The organism is Bifidobacterium callitrichidarum, assembly GCF_003129905.1.
Taxonomy (GTDB): Bacteria; Actinomycetota; Actinomycetes; order Actinomycetales; family Bifidobacteriaceae; genus Bifidobacterium; species Bifidobacterium callitrichidarum.
In genome coordinates this window covers 14,774-37,180 of sequence record NZ_QFFM01000009.1, presented here as the reverse complement: position 1 = coordinate 37,180, position 22,407 = coordinate 14,774, and the positions used below count along the sequence as shown (strand labels likewise).

Sequence of the window (22,407 nt, the reverse complement as noted above, 5' to 3'; positions counted from 1 at the left end):
CGTCACCTCCTCACGGCGAGCTTGTTGGACAGGTACGTGGTGAGCATGCCGATCGGGATGATCAGAATCACGTAGCCGAACGCGAAGATCAGGAAGATCTGGATGATCACGTCGGGACGGAATTCGATCATCTCGCTCATCAGCGATGACGTCTCGGTGGAGACGGACGCCGCGGCGGCCACGGTGGAGTTCTTGAGCAACGCGATCAGCGTGTTGCCGAGCGGGGCCACCGAGCCGCGGAAGGCCTGCGGCAGGATGATCTCGGTCGCGGACTGCATGAAGCCCAGGCCCAGCGCACGTGCGGCCTCGGCCTGGCCGAGCGGCACGGTGTTGATGCCGCTTCGCAGCGACTCACACACGAACGCCGCGGTGTACAGGCTCAGGCCTGTCACGGCGAGCCAGAAGAAGTTCGTGGCGAAGGTGTCGGAGAAGGTGAGCTTGAGCTGCGCGTAGGCGCCCAGCACCATGAACACCATGATGATGGTCAGCGGCAGGTTCTTGAACAGCTCCACGTAGGCGCCGGCCACCGCACGCAGCGAGGAGATCGGCGAGATGCGCATGACCACGAGGATCACGCCGAGAATCAGCGAGAACAGCGCGCTCCACAGGGTCAGCTCGATGTTGACCAGGAAGGCGCCCAGCACGTCGTACTGGCTGAAGAGTTCCATGAATCCGTTCATCAGGCGTCCTCCCCCTCGTCCGGCGTGGGCGGGTTGTAGCGCACGTCGGGCGTGTAGTCGGTGCCTTCGGTGTTGTCGGCCACGGCCTTCTTCCAGGAACCGTCCTGGATCATGTCCGTGATGGCGTTGTTGATCTTGACGGCAAGCTTGGTGTCGCCCTTCTTGATGCCCACACCGTAGTATTCCTGCGTGAACGGCTTGCCCACCACGCGCAGCTTGCCGCGCGAGGCGGAGGCCAGGCCCGCCAGGATGATGTCGTCGGTGGTCACGGCGTCCACGATGCCGGAGAACAGGGCGGTCGCGCATTCGGCGTAGCCGGGCTGTTCCATGAGCTGCACCTCGGAGGCGAACTTCTCCTTGACGGTGGCGGCGGAGGTCGAACCGGTCACGGAGCACAGGCGCTTGCCGTTGAGGTCCTCGGGGCCGTTGATGGACTGGTCGTCCTTGCGCACGAGCAGGTCCTGGCCGGCCACGAAGTACGGTCCGGCGAAGGAGACGGCCTTCTTGCGCTCGTCGGTGATGGAGTAGGTGGCGAGGATCATGTCCACGTCGCCGTTCTGGAGCATGGCCTCACGCTGCTTGGACGGGGCCTCCTTCCAGATGATCTCGTCCTCGGAGTAGCCGAGCTTCTTGGCGATGTACTTGGCCACGTCCACGTCGAAGCCCACGTAGGTACCGGACTTCTTGAAGCCAAGGCCCGGCTGGTCGAATTTGATGCCGATGCGGATCTTACCCGCCTCGTCCTGGCCGCATGCCGCAAGCGACATGGTGCAGGCCACGGCGGCCAGCGCGGCGACCACCCGCACTGCCGTCCGTTTCATGGTGTTGGTGAAAGTCATAGTTGTACTTCTGCTTCCCTTGCTTCCTCTGTGTCGTCGCAGGGTCCAGTGGGTCCAGTGGTTTCAGTGGGTGAGGATCTTCGAGAGGAAGTCCTTGGCGCGATCGGTCTGTGGGTGTTCGAAGAACTCGTCCGGCGTGTTCTCCTCAAGGATCCGGCCATCGGCCATGAACACGATGCGGTCGGCGGCCTTGCGCGCGAAGCCCATCTCGTGGGTCACGCAGATCATGGTCATGCCCTCGTGCGCGAGCTCGACCATCACGTCCAGCACCTCGTTGACCATCTCGGGGTCGAGGGCGGAGGTGGGCTCATCGAACAGCATCACCTTGGGTCGCATGGCGAGCGCGCGGGCGATGGCCACGCGCTGCTGCTGGCCGCCGGAAAGCTGGGAGGGCATCTTGTTGGCTTGGGACGCCACGCCGACACGGTCGAGCAGGTCCATGGCGAGACGTTCGGCTTCCTTCTTGTCCATGTGACGCACCTTGATGGGGGCGAGCGTCACGTTCTCAAGAATGGTCTTGTTGGCGAAGAGGTTGAAGGACTGGAACACCATGCCCACCTCGGCACGCAGGCTGGCCAGTTCCTTGCCCTCCTGGGGCAGGGGCTTGCCGTCGATGCGGATGTCGCCGGAGTCGATGGTCTCCAGACGGTTGATGGTGCGGCACATCGTGGATTTGCCGGAGCCGGAGGGGCCCACGACCACGAGCACTTCGCCCTTGGTGACGCGCAGGTTGATGTCCTTCAGGACGTGCAGGTCGCCGAAATGCTTCTCGACGTGGGTGAGTTCCACCAGCGCGCGGTTCGGGTCTTCTGCGCCGGGAACGAGCGGGGCCAGTTTCGCCTTGGCCGAGGCGTCTTCAGTTGCTTGTGTTGCAGTCGTGCGCGAACGCACTGCTTCCTTGTTCGTTTCAGACATGCTGGGGAGGATAACACAGCTCTGTTTCCGATGTGTTCACCGTATGTCCACATGTTGGTCCGCGGATTCGGCGGAACATGCGGGATACTGCGCGTTTCGCCGCGCTTTGGCCTGTCCGCCGATATGTTCGCCGATATGTTCGCCAGCGCCGACATCGGCATGTCTGCTGGTTGTCTGCCGTCTGTTCGCCGGAAATCCGCCGGCATGTTCAGGTACCGCTCAGGGCACCGTCTCAGACACCACCACGATGGGCGCGACGGTATTCGGACGGTGCCATACCAGTCTCCTGGCGGAACCGGCGATTGAAGTTCGACCGGTTATCGTACCCGCATTGGGCGGGAATGTCCGCCAACGCAACGTTGTCCGTCACCAACAGCTGACAGGCCAGGGAGACGCGCATGCGTCGCACGAAGTCGGAGAACGTGCGGCCGCTGATCCTGCTGAACAGTCGGGAGAACGACGTCGGACTCATGCCGACGTATCTGGCGGTGACCTCCAGCGTGAGCGTGCCGTCGGTCAGGTGCAGGGCCACGAAATCGAGCGCCCGGTTGATACGTTCGTCGCCGTCGGGTGCACCCGTCTCCGTTTCCGGCTCATAGTCGTGCAACAGCAGAGAATGCCATTCCGATTCGGGCGCGGCGGCGAACGTTTGCATCAATTCCATGAAATCGGTGAACTGGCGCAGCCCGGCATGCCTTCCCATGGCCTCCAGCCAGCGGGCCGCCTCTGCCGCCGCTTCGCCGGTCAGGCTAATCACGCGCATGGACCGCTTCATCAGCGTGACGATGGCGCGGGCGTCAGGAATCGCGGAGACCAGTCGTTCGAGTACTTCGGGGCGTACCTGGCAGTACACGTCCCGGTCGGGGAACTCGCGTGCGGTGTTGAGATTGGAGAGCCACATATGCGGCACGTTGCTGCCGATCATCGTCACCTGGCCTGCCGAGAACGGCACCATCGCGTCGCCGACAAGCATGGTGCCGGGCCCCTCGCGGATGAGATGGAACTCGATGTCCTCATGATGATGCCAACGTATGCTGGGATCCGGGTAGCCATGCTGGTTCCAATGGATCACGGAATCGGCGGGCGGCACCACGAGCTCGATTTCGCCGGAGTCGCGGCGGCCGCGGAAGGCGTCCGAATCGGGAAGCACGCCATAATACCGGCTTGGCACGCCGGCAAGTCGTTGGCTGTCACGTGGCATGCTCGTTCCTCCTGTTAGCGCCGGAGATACCAATCATCACCGATTATCATAGGCTCTGTTAAACCAAGATTGACATGCCCCTTATTCTTGGCTCCCCTTGTCAGGACATTGCCGTGAAGCAAATAGCGGAGCTGTTTGTAGGCAATGTGCGAGACGACAGTCGAGCCAACAGAACACGAACGAAGTTCGTCCATGATTGCAGGACGAGCTGGCGGCGAAGCCGACTGAGGGATAGTCCGGTGGGATCCATGTCAATCTTGGTCTAACAGAGCCTTATCATACGGTCCACGCGCCCGCTTGCCCCTCGGCGGCCACACCCTACCTGCCCGAACCGCACATGACAGCGGGACGGGCGATGAAGTCATTCAGGCGCGCGGCTTGCCAAGGGCGGAGACAAAATGCACTCCGGGAATATCGGCGAAGATGGAGCCGTCCACCACCAGTTTCGACGGACGGATGCCGGAGCCCAGGTACAGCTTCGGAATCGAGAGGATGTGCTGGTCCACGAGCAGCGGCCAACCATCCGGCAATCCGATCGGGGACATGCCGCCAGACTCCATGCCGGTGGCCTCCACCGCCGCGTCAATTGGCGCGAAACTCACCTTGGATACTTCAAGCGTGTGCTTGACCACGCCGTTCAGGTCGGCGCGCGTGTCCGCGGTGACGAACGCAGCGGCGAATTCGGGCGGCGCCTTGCGGGTCTTGTGCGTATGGACCACCACTACGTTGCCGGTGATCTCGAACGGAATGCCGTACTTCGGGCACCACAGGTCAGTATCCGACTCCTCATCCGTGTTGATGGTCACGCCCAGAATCTTCGACTCCGGCACGCCGGCCGCCACCAGTGCGTTGAGCTTGTCGAACACCGGCTTGGCCAGCAAATCCCCGTCATGCCAGTCCAGAATCTCCAACGTCATTGCATCCCCCTGTTGTGTTGTGCTTGCGTTTGCGCGTGTCACGGCGTGCGGCAGCATCCCCTCGCGGATTCCCCTTGCATTGCCGCCGGGGCGGCTGCGGGATGGCGCTGCCGATTCCCGAGTCATCCCAGTTGCCGGGAATCCTGCCTGTGCAGCAATATAACGGCAGGGCGATCGGGCAACACCGTGTCTCTTATACGTATTGCTTATGGCGTTTTATTTAGGCTCTGCTAAGCCAAGATTGACATGCCCCTTATTCTTGGCTCCCTTTGTCAGGGGAGCTGGCGGCAAAGCCGACTGAGGGGTAGCCCGGTGGAATCCATGTCAATCTTGGTTTTAACAGAGCCTTTATTTACGGGTCTAGGAGCACAACAGCGCGGTATTGCTCCGTATGTCCTGTGACGCGCCGCATGCACCGCTCCACGGCAAGTCCCGTGCCCTGCCGCTCACCACCATTCCGGTTCCCATGGTGTAGGGAATTTCCCATGGTGTAGGGATGCGTTTTTGCAAAACCGCGGAAACAAGCCATTTCTCATCCCTACACCATGCGATTTTCCCTACACCATGTGCCATTCCCTACACCATGAGCCAGCTGTCGGCCCCGATTACCGTCCGAAACCCGCGAGCTTCAGGAACCACTCGTCATGGGACACGACGATTAACGCACCCGGATACTCGGCCAGCAGGCGCGCCAACGCCTTCTTGGAGGTCAGATCGAGGTGATTGGTCGGCTCATCCAGCACCATGAGCTGCGGTCTTGCCGGTATCGCCAAGCACAACAGCAGTTTGCGCAGTTCCCCGGGCGATGGACGCCCTGAAGCCAGCAGCCGGTCAGAATCCGCGTCAAGCCGCGCATACGCACTCATCACCTGCGCCCGTGCCCCGGCGGGCATCGCGAGCAGCCGGCGCATGGCGGCATCACGATCCTCATCCGTGGTGTTCTGCGCGATAGCCAAGCATGGCACGTCCGCGGCGCACGCAAGCATCACTGCTATCAGTGACGACTTGCCCGTTCCATTCGGCCCGGTCACGGCCACATGGTCACGTGGCCCGATTGAAATCGTCGGAATCATAAGTCCCACCGCCGCTCCACAATCCCTAGGCGGCGATAGGCGGATACGGTCGCCGGAGCGAACCGCCCGGCACAGTGAATCCGCCGATTCGTCATCACCGTTTGGCCCGGATGCGGATGCTTCCCCATTGCCGGCAACATCATGGGTCATGCCCATCTCGCTCAGCAGCGGTTCCGAATCGCATGGCAACCCCGACATATCAGCCATCCCCGCATTGCTTGATGAGACCGACGCGACCGACACGTCCCTATTCCTCCGATGCACGGCGGTTTGCCGCCCAATCGCCTCACCGAATTGAATTACGCCCGATTCAAGCCGGATAAGCTCACAGCAATGCGCCGGCTCGATGTCCATCCAAAGCGTGCCCTCGTATCGCTTGGCTGGCAGCGACATTTCCTCCGCCTTATGCCTCGCGGCGGCAAGACGCCCGTCAAGTTGGCTGTAGGCGCGAGTCACACCGCGGTCAAGACCGGTCATTTTCGCCAATTGCCGGCGATTGCGGGCGTCATGATCGCGTCTGTCGATGCGTTCGCCATGTCGTTTCTGTGCCTCTACCTGCTGTACCTTGGCAAACCGCTGCGCTTTCACGGCCGCCAATCGGGCTGCTTCCCGTCGCACCGCATCCGCACGCGCCGCGTCCGTGCCGTTCCGCAGCTCCATCTGTTGGGAAGCCTCGGAATACCCGCCGCGGAACGTGGCCACCACCGTCCTGTTGCGTGAGCCCACATGACGTCGCTCAAATATGGCGCAGCGCGTGCACACCGCGTCGATCAGCCCCACATCGTGCGAGACCGCGACGCCTATGCCCCTGTACCGACGCATTGCCGTGATGATATGCTCGCGCGTCATGGCATCGACATGATTCGTCGGCTCGTCAAGAATGAGTACATCAGGGTGCAACGCCAACGCGCAGGCGATCTGCAATCGTTTCCGTTGCCCGCCGGAAAGCCGCGCATACCGGTATGGCCAGTCGTCCTCCACACCCAAATCATCACGTATGGCGATCGCCTCGGGCGACCAGTCGGCGTCGAAATCCTCAAGGTTTTCCGGCTCGACGGCCGCGTCCTGCGGGCAGTATCCGATGATCATCCCACGCGGATCCGGCGTGACGGTTCCGGCATCGGGCCGCATCCGGCCGCGCGCGATCGCCATCAGTGTGGACTTGCCGATGCCGTTGTCGCCCAGTACGGAGGTCCAGCCAATGGGAAACGTCACGTCAACCCGTTCGAACAACGGCTCGGGAGCATCGGGATAGGTGAAAGTGATGCCATTCATCGTAAGCATTGCCGGTTGCATACATCACGTCTTTCTTCAGACTTCGTTACGCCGCCCTCGGCATGAGATCATTCTTCTTACTGAGCGCCGGGAATCAGCCGAATCACGTACGGATCGGTTGCGAAGCAACGAAGCGTCATGGCATGCCGACTGGAATCGGTAACAGCACGATGACGGTATGGAACCTATGATGACTGCGATGGCGGTCTCGGAAAGAAACGTTCATCGCCCGGATGACACGCGGCGGCACGCTTCAGCGCGTGGGTTCCGCTGCAATACCGTCATCCTTCACAGACGCAACGCCGATCGATTCCTTTCGCCGGTCTTCTTGGCATATGGGAAGACCTCCAACAATGCCCGTCCAGCATACCTCCGCATACTGACCTGCCGACAGTCAGTACTGCATTGAAACACGTTGAAAACCTTGAGTTATCCACATTGCTCGTTTTCATGCCGGTGGCACCCGCGAATCGGATATCATGCCCGGCATGAATACGTATAACTATCAAAGCATGCCGGTCAACGGCGAAATTCAGAATTATGTGCAACGAGAACTCACCGCCCAGGCCACAGCGAAAGCGGCGGAATGCCGGTCTCTGCTTGCTCGTATGCGCACGGAACGATCCATCTGTTTCTCGCTTCATACAGCTCTGGAACTCTATGCCATCGAGCGGCCCCGCCAATGCACGCTGTCAGTCAGTGATTTCTACGTCACCATTCGGGATGGTACGCAACGTTCCACGGTGAAAAACGTCTCGTATCGAACATGGAATCAACCGTTCCTCACGTACACTTTTCCCAACGGACTTGTGTGCATGCATCCTCTTGACCTGTGGATTCAATACGCGCGGTACCTGAATCTTGATGAAATGGTGATACTCGGCGAAGCGATCATACGACGTTTCAGATATTCCATCGACCATTTCCGTAACCGACTCGAGAACTTCACCCATACCGTTGGACGCACACGCTGCGAGCAGGCGCTGTCACTTATTCAAACATCCGATTAGGTACAGGAAACACGCGCCCGTCTTACCTTGCTGCGTTTCGGGCTTCCCGCTCCGCAAATGCATTATGGCATCGAGGACACAAACCGCGCCACTCGATACATCGTTGACATGGCATACCCCGATGCGCATGTGGCTATCGAGTATGACGGCGATCATCATCGCCGTTTCCGTAATCAATACATACGTGATCAGCGTAAACGACGCAATCTCAGGGCTATGGGATGGACGGTCGTCGAAGTGTTTGCCGATGACTTGTGGAACGACGCGAATCAACGTGATTTTGCACAACATGTAGCAAACGCATTGAACGTACCGCTGACTGGTCTGCCGCAACGTCAATTCCGGGCGCTGGCCAATCCGCGGCTTGCCATTAATGCACGCAAGGGCGAATATCAGCGCAGGCAAAAGGCAGTGCAAACCAGGAAGGCTGAATAAACACGGGCCCATGCTGTAGGGAATAGTCCATGCTGTAGGGAAAATCGCATGGTGTAGGGATGAAAAACGGCTTGTTTCCGCGGTTTTATAAAAACACATCCCTACACCATGGGAAAATCCCTGCATCATGGACTACACGTGCTTGGCCCATCCCCATCCAATCACGGTGTAACAATGAAGGCATGATTACGCACGGAAAAGGCGAGACCGGACGAGGGGCCATATTCGTACGGACAACCCTGAATCGCAGGCACCTCGCCTTGTGCTGCACGCTTATCGCATGCTGTGTGGTTGCGGAAACGCTGTTGCGCTGGCAAAGCGGGCACGTCCTGTCCTATCTGCTCATCCCCTGTTCGGCGCTGGTGTCGCTGGTGTTGCTGCCGGTCATGCCGGAGTCTGGCGCATGGCTTGCGGTCACGTTGTACTGTGTGGGACTGGTCTCGCCGTTTCCGATGTCGTATTCGTATTCGCTGGCGATGGTGCTGGCGGTGGCCATCATCTGGCGTGACGGTCGTGCGATGGCGACGCTTGCGGCCGTGCTTGGCGTTTCGGCCCTGCTCATCGATCAAAAGGTGCTGTTCGGGCTCGGTCCTTCCGATTCGGTGGTTGTTTCGTTCGCCTACTGCATGTTCGCCGTGGTGATCGGCGTGGTCTCCCGTTGGCAGGCGGATCGGGCCCGCCAGAACGAACAGAAACGTCGCCAGGCCGAACGCGACGCCATCGCCCGCGCCCTGCACGACCGGATTTCCAACGATTTGGCGTATGCCATCATGCGTATCGACCGCGATATCGAACAATCGAAGTCGGTGTACCGCGATTCGATGCCCAACGCCGATGTTGCCGAGCGGGAAAGTCTTCGTACAGGCATGACCTATCGGGATCGAAGCGTGGCCGCGACCAAAGAACGACCTTCGCCCATGAACCCGAATGAGCTCCATGAGCTGCGCGGCATCATCGAAACGGCGCTTGCCGATACGCATCAGGTCATCAACGCGCTTGACCAGGCTTCCGAGGCCGTGGCCGATGCGTCGGACGTTCGTGCACACGTCGCGGATTACGACGCTTTCTCCCGTGCATCCACTGTGCCGCAGACCGATGTCACCGGCGCCATCATCGACTGCATTGACTCGCAGGAGGAACGTTTACGGGCGCTGGGATTCGACGGCCAGACGACGATGTCGGACGCCTTTCCTCAGCTGTCGGCATCTCGCGCCGAACTGCTGGCCGGACTGCTTGGCGAAATATATGCGAACATCGCCAAACACGGCGACCCGGCACAAGGCTATGTGGTGTCCATCGCCGGCGATGGCGGCGATATCGTCGTCACGGCCGTCGATACGCCATTGCCGGACCGCGAAACAGGCGGCGACGGTTCGGGATTGGGACTGGGCACCGGACTGGACCGGTACCGCAATATGGGCGTTGACATCAGTGTCAAGGGCGATTCGACTGATCAATGGTCTATGACCGCGCGCTTCCCCGTGGAAGCCTGATCAGCTGTCATATGTGCGGAAGACCCTGGACAGTCGATTCCTGACCGGAACGGGAAGCCTGATTGCCGTCATTCGCGCGGAAGGACTATTGAGACCAAGGTTGGCATGAGCATGAAGCCAGTCGATTGCCCCGACCGGCTTTGCCGGATATAACTCGGACAGCCTAGACAACCCGTTATGAATGGTATTGCTCAACCAAGATTGTCATGGCCCCATTCTTGGACTCCCCTGTCAAGGAAACTGCCGGCATAGTCGGCTGAGGAATAGCTACATCAGTTTCATGTCAATCTTGGCTTAGCGGCACCTTATGAATCACGCCTGTTGCGCAAGAAATGCACGAATCGCCTCGGAACGAGTGGCCACGCCGAGCTTCGTCTTCGCGTGCTTCATCACCACGAAGACGGTGGAGGCTTTGATGCCGAGCTTGGCCGCGATCTCTTCGGTGCTGAAATTCGCCGCATACAACCGCAGCACTTCCTGCTCACGGTTCGACAGATCGGCATTCGACTGTTCGGCCGAAACCAGTTTCATGCGCGCAGCCGCGGCGGTCATGAATCCCTCGCCGATTGTGGCACCCTGTGCGATTGTGCTGATGGCCGAGACCAGTTCGCGCGGCGTCACGCTTTTGGCGATGAGCCCCTGCGCGCCGGCATCGATGGCGAGCTGCTGGTAATGGCCCAACGAGTACGAGGTGATGCCCAACACGGCAGGGCGTTCCTGCGCCTCGCGGATGCGGCGGCACACGTCCGGTCCGGGGATATCGGTCAACGACATATCCAGCAGCAATACGTCAGGCACCGATTGCCCGCCCTCATACAGGCAATGATGTAATGCCTGGGCTCCGGATTCCACCGCCCAGAGCACGTTCGCGCCGGCCATCGCACGGCCGACCGTCTGCGCCAACATGGTCAGCGCGAACCGGTCGTTGTCCACTATTCCAATCGTCGTCACGGTTTCCATCATGCTGCGCCCGCATGCCGACTGCAAATCAGGCTTCGCCGGAGAGATAAGTCCCCATGGTGCAGGGAAATTCCCATGATGTAGGGATGTACTTTTGCAAAACCGCAGAAACAAGCCATTTTACGTTACTACATCATGTAGCTTTCCCTACACCATGAGATATTCCCTACACCATGAGAATCATTACGCGCCACGGATGAAGCCCCAGGCAATCATGCCAGCGCATTCAACATGACAATGGGCCCCGCACAGCCGAAACCGTGCGAGGCCCATCATTCATGTACCGTATTTAGTTTTCGTAGAAAACTCAGTGATGCGTGCGTCCACTAGGCGTACCGAAGGAAGGCGTACGAAGGTACGTCGACCGAGGAGCAACGACGAGGACGCTCCATCACTTAGTTTTCGTCTTCGTCCGGGTCGTAGTCGACGCCGGTCTCGGCGCGCTGCTCGTCGGTGATCGGAGCCGGGGCGCCGGTCAGCGGGTCACGACCGCCACCGGCCTTCGGGAAGGCGATGACGTCGCGGATGGTGTCGGCACCGGCGAGGATGGACACGGTACGATCCCAGCCGAGGGCGATACCCGCGTGCGGCGGAGCGCCGTACTTGAAGGCCTCGAGCAGGAAGCCGAACTTCTCCTGGGCCTCCTCCGGGGAGATGCCCAGCACGTTGAGAACGCGATCCTGGATGTCGTCGCGGTGGATACGGACGGAACCGCCGCCCATCTCCTCACCGTTGCAGACGATGTCGTAGGAGTCGGACATGGCGTGCTCCGGATCCTGGTCGAACTTGTCGATCCAGTCCTTGGACGGCATGGTGAAGGGGTGGTGCATGGAGGTCCACTTGGAGTGGCCGACCGCCACATCGTCGTCGTCCGGGTCGTCGGTGGGCTTGAACAGCGGGAAGTCCACAACCCAGGTGAAGGCGAACTTCTTCGGGTCCAGGAGGCCCTCACGGCGGGCGAGCTCCACACGCACGGCACCCAGCAGCAGCTGGGAGGACTCGCGGGAACCGGCGGCGAAGAACACGGCGTCGCCCGGCTCGGCGCCCACGGCCTCGCGCAGGCCGTTGCGCTCCTCATCGGACAGGTTCTTGGCCACGGGGCCCTTGAGCTCGCCGTCCTCAGCGAAGACCACGTAGGCGAGGCCCTTGGCGCCGCGCTGCTTGGCCCACTCCTGCCAGGCGTCGAACTGGCGACGAGGCGTGGCGGCACCGCCCTTGAAGACCACGGCACCCACGTACGGGGCCTGGAACACGCGGAACGGCGTGTTCTTGAAGTATTCGGTGAGCTCGACGAGCGGGTTGCCGAAGCGCAGATCCGGCTTGTCGGAGCCGTACTTATCCATGGCCTCCTGCCAGGTGATGCGCGGCAGCGGCAGCTGGACCTCGTAACCAGCGGTCTTCCAGATGGCGGCGATGACCTTCTCGGCCATGGCCATCACGTCCTCCTGGTCCACGAAGCTCATCTCCATATCGAGCTGGGTGAACTCGGGCTGACGGTCAGCGCGGAAGTCCTCGTCACGGTAGCAGCGGGCGAGCTGGTAGTAGCGCTCAACGCCGGAGACCATGAGCAGCTGCTTCAGGAGCTGCGGGGACTGCGGCAGGGCGTACCAGGAGCCTGGCACCAGACGGGCCGGCACCAGGAAGTCACGGGCGCCTTCCGGCGTGGACTTGATGAACGTCGGGGTTTCCACCTCGGTGAAGTCCATCTCCTCCAGCGCGTGGCGGGCGGCCTTGGCCATGTCGGAGCGCAGCTTGAGGTTGTGCTGCATGGACGGGCGGCGCAGGTCGAGGTAACGGTACTTGAGACGCACGTCCTCGCCGGGCAGCTTGTTCTCGGACTCGTTCTCCAGAGCGGTGGACACCTGGAACGGCAGGGCGTCGGACTTGGCGAGAATCTCGATGGTCTCGGCCACGACCTCGATCTTACCGGTGGCCAGGTGGGTGTTCTCGTTGCCGTCCGGACGCAGGCGCACCTCGCCGGTGACCTGGATGACGAACTCGGAGCGCAGCGGGCGGGCCATGTCCTCGTCGTAGATGACGACCTGCACCAGACCGGTGTTGTCGCGCAGATCGATGAAGGCCACGCCACCGTGGTCGCGGCGGCGGTCGACCCAACCGGCGAGGGTGACCTTCTGGCCGACCAGGGCCTCGGTCACGTCAGTGGCATGATGTGTTCTGTAAGCCGTCTGGCTCATTGTCTTGTTTCTCCTCGATTTGACTCGAATACGTCAGATTTCGACGGTTTGCTGGGCAACCACAGTATCCGGCTCCCACGACGTGCAATCGGCGGGCACCTGCTCGCCGGTGACGATGTTCTTGACCTCGTCACCGGCCGATTCGGCGCCTTCCGCACCTTCACCGTCCGCGGCGGAGGCCGGGAACCATACATAAGGAATGCCGAGCTTGTCCGCGTACTTGATCTGCTTGCCGAGCTTGGCGGCGGTGGGCGCCACGTCGGTGGCGATGCCGCGGGCGCGCAGCTGGGCGGCGATGCGGTTGGCGGCCGGACGGTCGTCCTCATTCCACACGGCCACGAGCACGGCGGCAGGCGAGACGCGGCTGGCGTGCGCGCCGGCGGTGTGCAGCATGTAGGAGACCAGTCGGCTCAGGCCGATGGACAGGCCCACGCCCGGATACTTGCGGTTGCCTTGGGAGGCGAGGTTGTCGTAGCGGCCACCGGAGCAGATGGAGCCGAGCGATGCCGCGCCGTCGAGGAAGGTCTCGTAGACGGAACCGGTGTAGTAGTCGAGTCCACGGGCGATCTTGAGGTCGGCGATTACGGAGCCGGGGCGGATAGCGGCGGCCTCGTCCACGATCATGGCGAGGGTGTCCAGACCCTGACGGGCCAGCGTGTAGGCCTCGGAGTCCTTGGCGATGCCATGTGCGGCGCACAAATCGTCGAACTTGGCGGCCAGCTCCGCACCGTCGGCGGCGGTCAGACCGGCCAGCTCGAGGCAGGCGTGGGCCTGGTCCTCGGTGGCGCCGCAGGATTCGACCAGCAGCTTGGCCACCTCGTCGGCACCGATCTTGTCCAGCTTGTCGATCTCGCGCAGCACGCCCTCGATGTCCGTCAGACCCAGTCCACGGTAGAAGCCCTCGGACAGCTTGCGGTTGTTGGCGTGCACGGTGGCCTTGGGCAGACCGAACGCACGCAGCTCCTCCAGCGCGGAGACCATGACCAGCGGCAGCTCCACCTCGTAGTGGTCGGGCAGGTCGCCGGCGCCGATCACGTCGATGTCCGCCTGGACGAACTCGCGGAAGCGGCCCTCCTGCGGACGCTCGCCACGCCAGACCTTCTGGATCTGCCAACGCTTGAACGGGAAGGCGAGGTCTCCCGAATGCTCCACCACATACCGGCTCAGCGGCACGGTCAGATCGAAGTGGAGGCCCAGTCGGTCCTCGATCGGCGTGTCCGATTCGTGACCGACCTCCTGCAGACGGCTCAGCAGGTAGATCTCCTTGCTGGTCTCGCCCTTTTTCAGCAGGGAAGCGCCGGTTTCCACCGCTCGCGTCTCAATGCCGATGAAGCCGTTAAGCTCGAAAACCTTACGAAGCGTGTCGATGACACGCTGCTCCACAACACGTTCGGAGGGGAGCCACTCCGGAAATCCTGATATTGATGCACCTTTAGCCACGAAATCAATATAATAAGTGAGGGCTGCGTCAAAGCCTCCCGTTCATCCGGGATGCGAGGCGACCCACCCACTTGATCTACCGCTTGTTAAGGAGCTGGCCATGGCCGACGAAACTGTCACCGAAACCGAACACACCATCGCACCCGAGGAGCAGGCAGCGACGCCTGCAGCACCCGCGGCGACCCCGGCAAAGCCGACCCCGGTTTCCGTGCCGAAGCCGCATGCACCCTCCCCCGCCGCATTCGCCAAGAAGACCCCGGCCGCCAAGCGCCACAACGCCGGCCCGGCCGCCGCCACCGTCGCCTACTCCGAAGAGGATGTCAAGGCCGCCGAGTCCTTCGGCCGCGTGGACGACAACGGCACCGTCTTCGTCAAGGAAGGCGAGGCCGAGCGCGAGGTCGGCCAGTTCCCGGACGTCTCCAAGGAGGAGGCTCTGGCGCTGTACGCCCGTCGTTTCCTGGATCTCAAGGCCAAGCTCGACCTGCTGGCCGGCCGCCTGACCTCCCCGAACGTCAAGGCCCGCGAGATTGATGATTCCCTGAAGCTGCTGGGCGAGGAGACCGCCGAGCCGGCCGTCGTGGGCGACATTGCCGCACTCAAGGCCCAGTACGAGGCGCTGAAGGCCGCCGGCGAGGCCAAGAAGGCCGAGATCGCCGAGGCCCGCAAGGCCGCCGTGGCCAAGGCCGTGGCCGAGCGCACCGCGATCGTCGAGAAGGCCGAGGCACTGGCCGCTTCCCTGGGCGACAACACCAACTGGCGTTCCACCGCGGACAAGTTCCGCAACCTCTTCGAGGAGTGGCAGAACCACCAGCGCACCACCGTGCGCATCGACAAGCCGGAGGCCGAGGCCCTGTGGAAGCGCTTCTCCGCCGCCCGCACCACCTTCAACCAGGCCCGCCGCAAGTGGGCCCAGGCGCGCGACAACGAGCGCAACCACGCCAAGGAGGTCAAGGAGGCGATCATCGCCGAGGCCAACGAGCTCAAGGACTCCACCGCCTGGGGCGAGACCTCCCGCAAGTTCAACGATCTGATGGATCGCTGGAAGAAGGCCGGTCGCGCCGGCCGCAACGAGGACGACGAGCTGTGGGCCAAGTTCCGTGAGGCCGCCGATACCTTCTTCAACGCCCGTCAGGCCGATCGTGACCAGATCAACGCCGACGAGAAGGAGAACCTGGCCAAGAAGGAGGAGCTGCTGGTCAAGGCCGAGGCCCTGGTGCCGGTCAAGACCGAGGCCGAGGCCAAGAAGGCCCGTCAGGAGCTCGGCAAGATCCAGGACGAGTGGGATCAGATCGGCTACGTGCCGCGTGACGACATGCGCCGCATCGAGAACCGTCTCGACGCCGTGGACAAGCAGATCAAGGCCGTCGAGGACGCCGCCTGGAAGCAGACCGACCCGGAGACCGACGCCCGTCGTTCCAGCTTCGAGGAGCAGCTCAACGCCCAGCTCACCGAGCTCAACGAGAAGATCGCCGCCGAGTCCGATCCGAAGAAGAAGGCCAAGCTCGAGGCCGAGAAGGCCACCAAGGAGCAGTGGCTGAACGCCATCAAGTAAGCGTTCCGCTTCTTGTAAATGCCCGTCAGGATTTCCTGGCGGGCATTATTTATGGCTCTGTTAAACCACGATTGGCATGAATCCCACTGGACTACCCCTCAGTCGGCTTTGCCGACAGCTCGTCCTGCGATCAACGACGAACTCCGTTCGCGTTCTGCTGGCTTGGCTGTCGCCTCGCACATCGCATGTAGACGGCCCTACCGTTTGCTTCACGGCAATGTCCTGACAAGGGGAGCCGAGAATGGGGACCATGTCAATCGTGGTTTAACAGAGCCTTATTTATCATCTCTCTGGCTCCCCTCCCTGAGGGGAGCTGGCAGCGAAGCTGACTGAGGGGAGCCTTTTGATGAGCGATTCCCCGCGGTCTCACTGCGTTCGAAGCCCCCAGCGAGGAGGAACAAGAACCAATCTCACGCCTCCGTACCGGTTTCCGGCACATGCGGCGCGAGCACGGGATGCCGCGCAAGGTATTCGGCCAACGGCTGACGGTAGGACATGTCGAGCTCGCCGTAGTTGGTGCCGGCACGGAAGGCCGTGTAATCGTCACCTCCCTGCAGCAGATAGGAATTGGACGCGATGATCACCAGATCGTCATCGGCGACTGGCTTGCCGTCGATGGTGAGATCCACGATACGCACCGGAGCCTTCTTGTAGTTCTCCTCCGCTTCGGCCGCCGCCTTGCCGCGTTGCTGTCCCCGCAACGAATCGCCGTCACGGTCATTGGCATCATTCGAATCACCCTTGACGGCCTTCGCCTTGGCATCCTCCGCTGCACACGGGTCGTCCACTCCCCCGCAGGTCACATACCGGTACGCCACGTTCGAGGAGATGCCTATCCAACGCCTCTTGACTCCGCCATCCGCCCCGCGTCGGAACTGCTGGGCAAGCACGGCCTTGACATCCCGGCCGCGCAGCGTCTCATGCGCCGCCTTGAACTGCAACGCCAACAGGCTGTCCACCTCACGTACGGTCACACGGCCGTCCCCGTCCATGTCGAGCCGGGCGGTCCTGATGCTGCCATCATTCGCAAAACCGGCGACAGGCAATCGCAGGCCGGCGTAGACGTGCCGCATCACCGACTCACGGTTGGCGTCGGCCACGAGCATGCCCACCGAGCCTTCATGGCCCGGCGAGGTGCGCTTGTCGAAATTGGCACCATGGGCCAGGGTGCCGATCACCTTGACGCCCACCTTGGCCGCATACGCGCCGGCCGACGCATACACCTGCTGCGAACGGGTGATCGCCGTGGCATCCTGTCCACCGGCGCTCATCCACGCCGCCTGACGAACCGGCCGCGCGTTCATGCCCTCCACGTTGAGCACGCCGGGCACCGCCGTATGCTGCACGCCGTTGCCCAGGTCCACATCAGCCACACGCACCGAGGCATGAGGTCCATGGCCCTTGATGATGAGGTCCTGCACGGCCACGTCACGCCCGAAACTGCCCGCTTCGACGATCGGCGCGCCGCCCGCGGTCACGTCGCGCTTGACGGCGTGCGAATGTCCCGCGTACACCACGTCCACATCGCGCCCGATATCGCGGGCCGCGGAGGCGTCGGCGTGCAGCAGCGCCACCACGGCGTCCGCCTTGCCCGAACGCTTGAGCTCGCCGGCCACACGGTTGATGGCGTCCACGTCATGTTCGGCCAGGTCGGCGTCGCGCGTGATCTGCGGCGTGGCCACCGAGCCGAGCGCGTCGGTGAGCGCGCCCACGAACCCCACCCGCTTGCCGTTGACCGTGCGAATCACGTAGTCCTTGACCCGGCTCAGTTTGCCGTCCGGACGTTTGTTGGCCGCCGAAATGTTGGCGCACAGCCAGTCGATGCCGTTGGCGGGCGCGGCGATGCGGTCGTTGAAATCCGCCACGGAGCGGTCGAATTCGTGGTTGCCGACCGCGGAGATCGTCAATCCCCAGGTCCTGGCCATCGCCAAGGTGGGTTTGTCCTGCTGGACCGCGGATTCGTATGGGGAGCCACCCACCAGGTCGCCGGCCGAGACGGCCACCAGGTTGCCTGGATTATGGCTGTCCGCCAAGGTGAAGGCGGCGGCCACGTCGGCCCCGCGTTCGATATGGCCATGGAAATCGGTGATGTCGGCGATGGTCACCGTGCGCGTGCCGCTGGCCGGATCCTCGCCGTCAAAGGGAACGGCTCCCGAGGCACCGATTGCGTTGGGTGCCACGAGAGCCGCAAGAATAGTCGATACGATGATGGTGAGGACGACCCCCGACCGCCTGCCGGACCACATGCGCCGGCGATTCATACCCTTGCTCACACTTGGCAATGTAGGAGCGGCGATTGAACGGATTCCCGTGCCGGGGCGACGCTAAGACGACACTCAGGTGAACTCTTTCCTCAACCTACGTATCGCACGCACATCACGCACGTATCACGCGAATTCGGTCTCGCAGATGCGGGCCACCTCATCCACGCAGGCATCGGCGATGAGCTTGCCGCGTGCGGCGCTGGAGCCGGCCGGGTTGGCAAGTCCGCCGTGGGCGGGCACGTCGCCCTGACGGACCGGGTAGCGCACGTAGGACTTGGCCTCGGCACCGGCTTCCTCGACCGCACGGTCCATGTGAACCAGTTCCGGAGCGTAGTGCAGCATCAGCGAGGTCTCGGTCACGGCCGCATGCTCCAGGGCCCAACCGGGGAACACAAGGCCGTCGAAGACCTCATCCACCACGGATTGCGGCAGCGGATCCCACCAGTTGGTCTCCACGATGGTGGCCACTCCCCCAGTCTCGCGGGTGATGAGGTCGATGGCCTCCACGATGAACGCCTCGTTCTCGAAATGCGCGTTCATCACCACGATCTTGGTGAACCCGTCCGCGATGAGTTCGGACAGCACATCGTGCATCTGGTTGATGACGGTCACGCCGTTCATGTCGATGGTGCCGGGGAACAGCGGGCCGCCGCCGGAGAGCGGCTTGGACTTGTAGCCGTAGCTCAGGGTGGGCAGCACGGTGCCGTCAATCTTTTCCGCCAGGTCCTCGGAGATGCGGGTGGCAAGCACCGCATCGGTGCCGATGGGCAGGTGCTGCCCGTGCTGTTCGGTGGAACCGATGGGCACGATGACGGGACGGTTCTTCGCCTCCTTGAATTCCAGCCAGGTCATATGGTCCATACGGCGGTTGCTGCCCATTTGTGTACTCCTTTGGATTGCGGCGTGTGGTTATGTGATTGATTGGGAAAAATAGTCGGATTGCGTTAACGCAAATGACAGGCTCCCCCTCGCCGAGGAAGGGGAGCCGATCAGCGGGATGGGGGATGCGAGGCGCACCGATCAGATGTGGCTCAGGTCCTTGTCCGTGTTCTCGTGGGAGAGGATCATGGCCACCAGGGCGATCGCGGCCACACCCACCATGTACCAGGCGGGGGCGATGGACGAGCCGGTCAGGGCGATCAGGCCGGTGGCGATGAAGGAGGCGGTGCCGCCGAAGATCGCGTTGGCCAGGTTGAAGCTGAAGGCGAATCCGGTGAAGCGCACGGAGGTGGGGAACGTCTCGGTCAGGTAGCTGGACAGTGTGCCGTCGTTCGCGGTGAGCGTGGCGCACATGGCGAGCTCTACGATCAGCACCGGCCAGAACTGGGAGGTGTTGAGGATCAGGAAGGCGGGAACGGTGAGCACGATGAATGCCACGCAGGCACCGATGAGCACCTTCTTGCGGCCGAACATGTCGGAGATGTGGCCCATGCCGAACACCATGAACACATAGGCGACCAGGCAGATCGTCGTGATGGTGCCGGACTGGGTGGCGTCCATGCCCACGGTGTCGGACAAATAGGTGGGCAGGTAGGTGAGCACGGTGTAGAAGCCGACCGCGTTGAGCACGCAGGCGCCGAAGCTGATGGCGAGCGCCTTGAAGTGTCCGCGGAAGAGCTCCTTGAGCGGGGCGAACATGCCGCCGTCGGCCACGGCCTTGTCCTCGAGGTTCCTGTCGGTCTTGGCCTCCAGGGCGTCGTTCATGTGCTGGTAGACCGGGGAGTCGGCGAGCTTGGTGCGGATGTAGAGCACGATGAGGCCGAGCGGGCCGGCGAGCAGGAACGGCACGCGCCATGCCCAATCCACCATCGCCATCTGACCGAGGTTCGCGGTCATCATCGTGGCGATCGTGGATCCGGCCAGCAGGCCGATGGCGGTGGACGCCGGGATCAGGGAGCAGTAGATGCCGCGCTTCTTGGTGGGGGCGTACTCGCCGAGGAAGGTGGCGGCACCGGCATATTCGCCGGAGGCGGAGAAGCCCTGCACCATGCGCAGCAGCAGGAGCAGGATCGGCGCGCCCACGCCGATCACCGAGTAGGACGGCAGGCAGCCGATGAGGAAGCTCGCGCCGGACATGAACAGGATGGAATGCGCCAGCGCGGCCTTGCGCCCCTTCTTATCGCCGTAGCTGCCCCAGAACAGGGCGCCGATCGGGCGCAGGATGAAGGACAGCGCGAAGATGCCGAAGGTCTGCAGCATGGCCACCGTGTGGTTGCCGGTCGGGAAGAAGACCAGGGCGATCGTGGTGGCGAAGTAGGAATAGGAGGCGTAATCGAACCATTCGATGAAGTTGCCGAGGAAGGAGGAGACGGCCACCTTCCCGACCATGGCCTGTTCTTCGGTTTCCGGTGTGGAGTTCATCAGTCGTGCGGAGGTAATGGTTGCCGAGCTCATGATGTCACCGCCCTTTCAAGTGGAATGTGGTTGGCGTAATCGCCGAACAGTCTTGTGAAGCTCTAGGTGATGCTGTGTCTTGGTGTTCGTGATGTTCAAGCCGTCGCCGCGAAGCGGTTCCGATGTCTCGCATCGGATTGGCCTCGTCCGCTGCGTTGACCATGACTATGCCGCACAAGATTTGCCGGAACATGAACCGCGGATTACGTCACCCGTGACCATGCTGGACAGTCTGTCAGCCATGCCCGGTCCGTCATCCCCGATGCTCGGATTGCCATGCCTTGGCCAGTTTCGCGGCGAACAGCAGGGTGGACCAATCCCGACGATCGTTGTGGTCGACGCCGATCATCTGGGTCACTTTGTCCAGTCGGTTGTACAGGGTCTGCCGTCCGATGCCCAATTGCTCGCAGGCTCCGGTCTTGTTGTCGAGGTTGTCAAAGCAGGCGCACAGCGTGTCCAGCAGCATGGGCTGCGACGCCACCTCCACGCCGATGGTCTGCACGACGAGCGTTCGTATGGCGCGGTCCATATCCTCGGTGGCCACGAAACGGCTGATTGCGGCGGACATGGTGCCCGTCACCTGCCCGTATTGCGGTTCGCGGCTCATCACATCGTTGAGGCCGGCGAAGCCGTCCACCAAGGTGACGGTGTCCATGGCCACCTTGCCGTGCACCACATAGATGCCGTCGCCGCCAAGACTGTCCAGTTCCCTGAAGCACCGAGCGTCGAACGCGGCCACGCCGCCGGTGGAGTCCTCGGCGGACATCCAACCGGTCATCATGTCCCCGGAAAGCATGCAGGCCACCTCATAGCCGGGTTCCTCGCAGAATCGCTCGATCATGTCGGAGACGGAGTCGAGGCCCTCCACCAGCGAGCGGAAGCGCAGGGCGAACGGCATGTAGATGGATGATCCAGCGAAGCCCAGGGCGGTGAGCATGGCGTGGGCGTCCTTGGCCTCGGAGAGCGAGGCGTGGATGCCGTCCGCGGGGCCCAGTGCCAGATGCCGAATCATGCCGATGCGGGCGCCGCCGTCGATGTACAGCGCGGCGACCGGTGAGACGATGGTGGCCAGCGTCCGCCGTTTGTCCTCGTCCAGCAGCATCGCGCGCTGGGATATCTCCAGGGCACCCACCGGCCGCGATTGCCCGGACAACGCCACCACCGCGGTCGGTTCCCCCGCACGGAAGGGACCGCCCGCCTCGGCGGCGAGCAATCCGTCCGCGTCGAATACGGCCACGGACTGACCGAACAGCTCCGCCACGGTCATGGCTACGGCCTCGATGCCGTCCGCATGGGATAAACCTTCACGCAACGAGGTGGACATAGTGTCCACCTCCAGTTGGAAGCGCATCTGCTCACGGACGATGGCCGTATTGACCTCCTGGCACAGGTCCACGAACGGCACGCGCGCCTTGAGCCCGATCAGCGTGAGCCGCTGCTCGCGGGCGGCCGACAGCAGTGCGGCCGGCATCTGCCGCACGCCTTCGACCAGTTCCACCACCAACGCCGCGACATTCGCCGAGACCAGGCTTCGCACGTATTCGTCAAGGGTTCCGGACCATCCGGCACCACGCAGGGCGTTGCCCTCGATAATGAGCATTTCGCCGCCGGACAGGAAATTCGCCACATCCTCGCGTTCGTTGGTGAACACCCACCGAACCGGTCGGTCGAGGCCCTTCCCCTCGACCTCGACCACGGGCTGCGCCAAGCGGAACCGCTCTTCGGCCAGTGCGTCGCGAATCGAAACCACCATACAATCTGTCC

General features: G+C 62.4%; 17 protein-coding genes. 4 read left to right on the top strand and 13 right to left on the bottom strand.

The genetic code is table 11. The features are described from left to right. Positions 1–2: 2 nt before the first annotated feature. From DF196_RS05275 to DF196_RS05250, 6 genes are all read right to left on the bottom strand, one after another. On the bottom strand, positions 3–680 hold the full coding sequence (locus DF196_RS05275) for an amino acid ABC transporter permease (protein ID WP_109056839.1): 678 nt from the start codon (positions 678–680) through the stop codon (positions 3–5). Next, entirely contained in the window at positions 680–1,519 is an 840-nt protein-coding gene (locus tag DF196_RS05270; RefSeq protein ID WP_109056838.1) for a glutamate ABC transporter substrate-binding protein, read from the bottom strand. The genes DF196_RS05275 and DF196_RS05270 overlap by 1 nt, the downstream gene beginning before the upstream one ends. A gap of 63 nt (positions 1,520–1,582) precedes the next feature. Beyond that, entirely contained in the window at positions 1,583–2,434 is an 852-nt protein-coding gene (locus tag DF196_RS05265) for an amino acid ABC transporter ATP-binding protein (protein WP_338323318.1), read from the bottom strand. Positions 2,435–2,666: 232 nt separating this feature from the next. Continuing rightward, the gene (locus DF196_RS05260; protein WP_109056836.1) at positions 2,667–3,635 is read right to left on the bottom strand and encodes an AraC family transcriptional regulator; all 969 of its coding nucleotides are present in this window, start codon (positions 3,633–3,635) and stop codon (positions 2,667–2,669) included. 365 nt (positions 3,636–4,000) lie between these two features. Then, on the bottom strand, positions 4,001–4,552 hold the full coding sequence (locus tag DF196_RS05255; protein WP_109056835.1) for a YbaK/EbsC family protein: 552 nt from the start codon (positions 4,550–4,552) through the stop codon (positions 4,001–4,003). A gap of 605 nt (positions 4,553–5,157) precedes the next feature. Continuing rightward, on the bottom strand, positions 5,158–6,909 hold the full coding sequence (locus tag DF196_RS05250) for an ATP-binding cassette domain-containing protein (protein WP_158276274.1): 1,752 nt from the start codon (positions 6,907–6,909) through the stop codon (positions 5,158–5,160). A 479-nt stretch (positions 6,910–7,388) separates the two neighbouring features. Here DF196_RS05250 and DF196_RS13830 point away from each other — a divergent pair, with 479 nt between their 5' ends. From DF196_RS13830 to DF196_RS13820, 3 genes are all read left to right on the top strand, one after another. Further along, the gene (locus tag DF196_RS13830) at positions 7,389–7,910 is read left to right on the top strand and encodes a hypothetical protein (protein ID WP_241519597.1); all 522 of its coding nucleotides are present in this window, start codon (positions 7,389–7,391) and stop codon (positions 7,908–7,910) included. Between the two features lie 57 nt (positions 7,911–7,967). Continuing rightward, positions 7,968–8,345: a DUF559 domain-containing protein gene (locus tag DF196_RS13825; RefSeq protein ID WP_277745382.1), complete on the top strand. Its 378-nt coding sequence runs from the start codon at positions 7,968–7,970 to the stop codon at positions 8,343–8,345. Positions 8,346–8,527: 182 nt separating this feature from the next. Next, on the top strand, positions 8,528–9,838 hold the full coding sequence (locus DF196_RS13820; protein ID WP_158276273.1) for a sensor histidine kinase: 1,311 nt from the start codon (positions 8,528–8,530) through the stop codon (positions 9,836–9,838). 312 nt (positions 9,839–10,150) lie between these two features. On the opposite strand, the gene DF196_RS05235 is transcribed toward DF196_RS13820, so the two are convergent. From DF196_RS05235 to hisS, 3 genes are all read right to left on the bottom strand, one after another. After that, the gene (locus DF196_RS05235) at positions 10,151–10,801 is read right to left on the bottom strand and encodes a response regulator transcription factor (protein WP_241519595.1); all 651 of its coding nucleotides are present in this window, start codon (positions 10,799–10,801) and stop codon (positions 10,151–10,153) included. A 392-nt stretch (positions 10,802–11,193) separates the two neighbouring features. After that, positions 11,194–12,993 (bottom strand): aspartate--tRNA ligase, encoded by a 1,800-nt coding sequence (gene aspS, locus DF196_RS05230; RefSeq protein ID WP_109056832.1) that lies wholly within the window; start codon positions 12,991–12,993, stop codon positions 11,194–11,196. A gap of 33 nt (positions 12,994–13,026) precedes the next feature. Continuing rightward, positions 13,027–14,433 (bottom strand): histidine--tRNA ligase, encoded by a 1,407-nt coding sequence (hisS, locus tag DF196_RS05225; RefSeq protein ID WP_109056831.1) that lies wholly within the window; start codon positions 14,431–14,433, stop codon positions 13,027–13,029. A 100-nt stretch (positions 14,434–14,533) separates the two neighbouring features. On the opposite strand from hisS, the gene DF196_RS05220 reads away from it, so the two are divergent. Next, positions 14,534–15,985, top strand: coding sequence for a DUF349 domain-containing protein (locus tag DF196_RS05220; RefSeq protein ID WP_109056830.1), 1,452 nt, complete (start codon positions 14,534–14,536; stop codon positions 15,983–15,985). A gap of 410 nt (positions 15,986–16,395) precedes the next feature. Here DF196_RS05220 and DF196_RS05215 read toward each other — a convergent pair whose 3' ends face one another. From DF196_RS05215 to DF196_RS05200, 4 genes are all read right to left on the bottom strand, one after another. Then, positions 16,396–18,246: a bifunctional metallophosphatase/5'-nucleotidase gene (locus DF196_RS05215; protein ID WP_109056829.1), complete on the bottom strand. Its 1,851-nt coding sequence runs from the start codon at positions 18,244–18,246 to the stop codon at positions 16,396–16,398. A gap of 126 nt (positions 18,247–18,372) precedes the next feature. Then, entirely contained in the window at positions 18,373–19,128 is a 756-nt protein-coding gene (locus DF196_RS05210) for a creatininase (protein WP_109056828.1), read from the bottom strand. A gap of 141 nt (positions 19,129–19,269) precedes the next feature. After that, positions 19,270–20,643, bottom strand: coding sequence for an MFS transporter (locus DF196_RS05205; protein ID WP_109056827.1), 1,374 nt, complete (start codon positions 20,641–20,643; stop codon positions 19,270–19,272). 253 nt (positions 20,644–20,896) lie between these two features. Next, positions 20,897–22,396, bottom strand: a complete 1,500-nt coding sequence (locus tag DF196_RS05200; RefSeq protein WP_109056826.1) for a PucR family transcriptional regulator — start codon at positions 22,394–22,396, stop codon at positions 20,897–20,899. Positions 22,397–22,407: the final 11 nt, after the last annotated feature.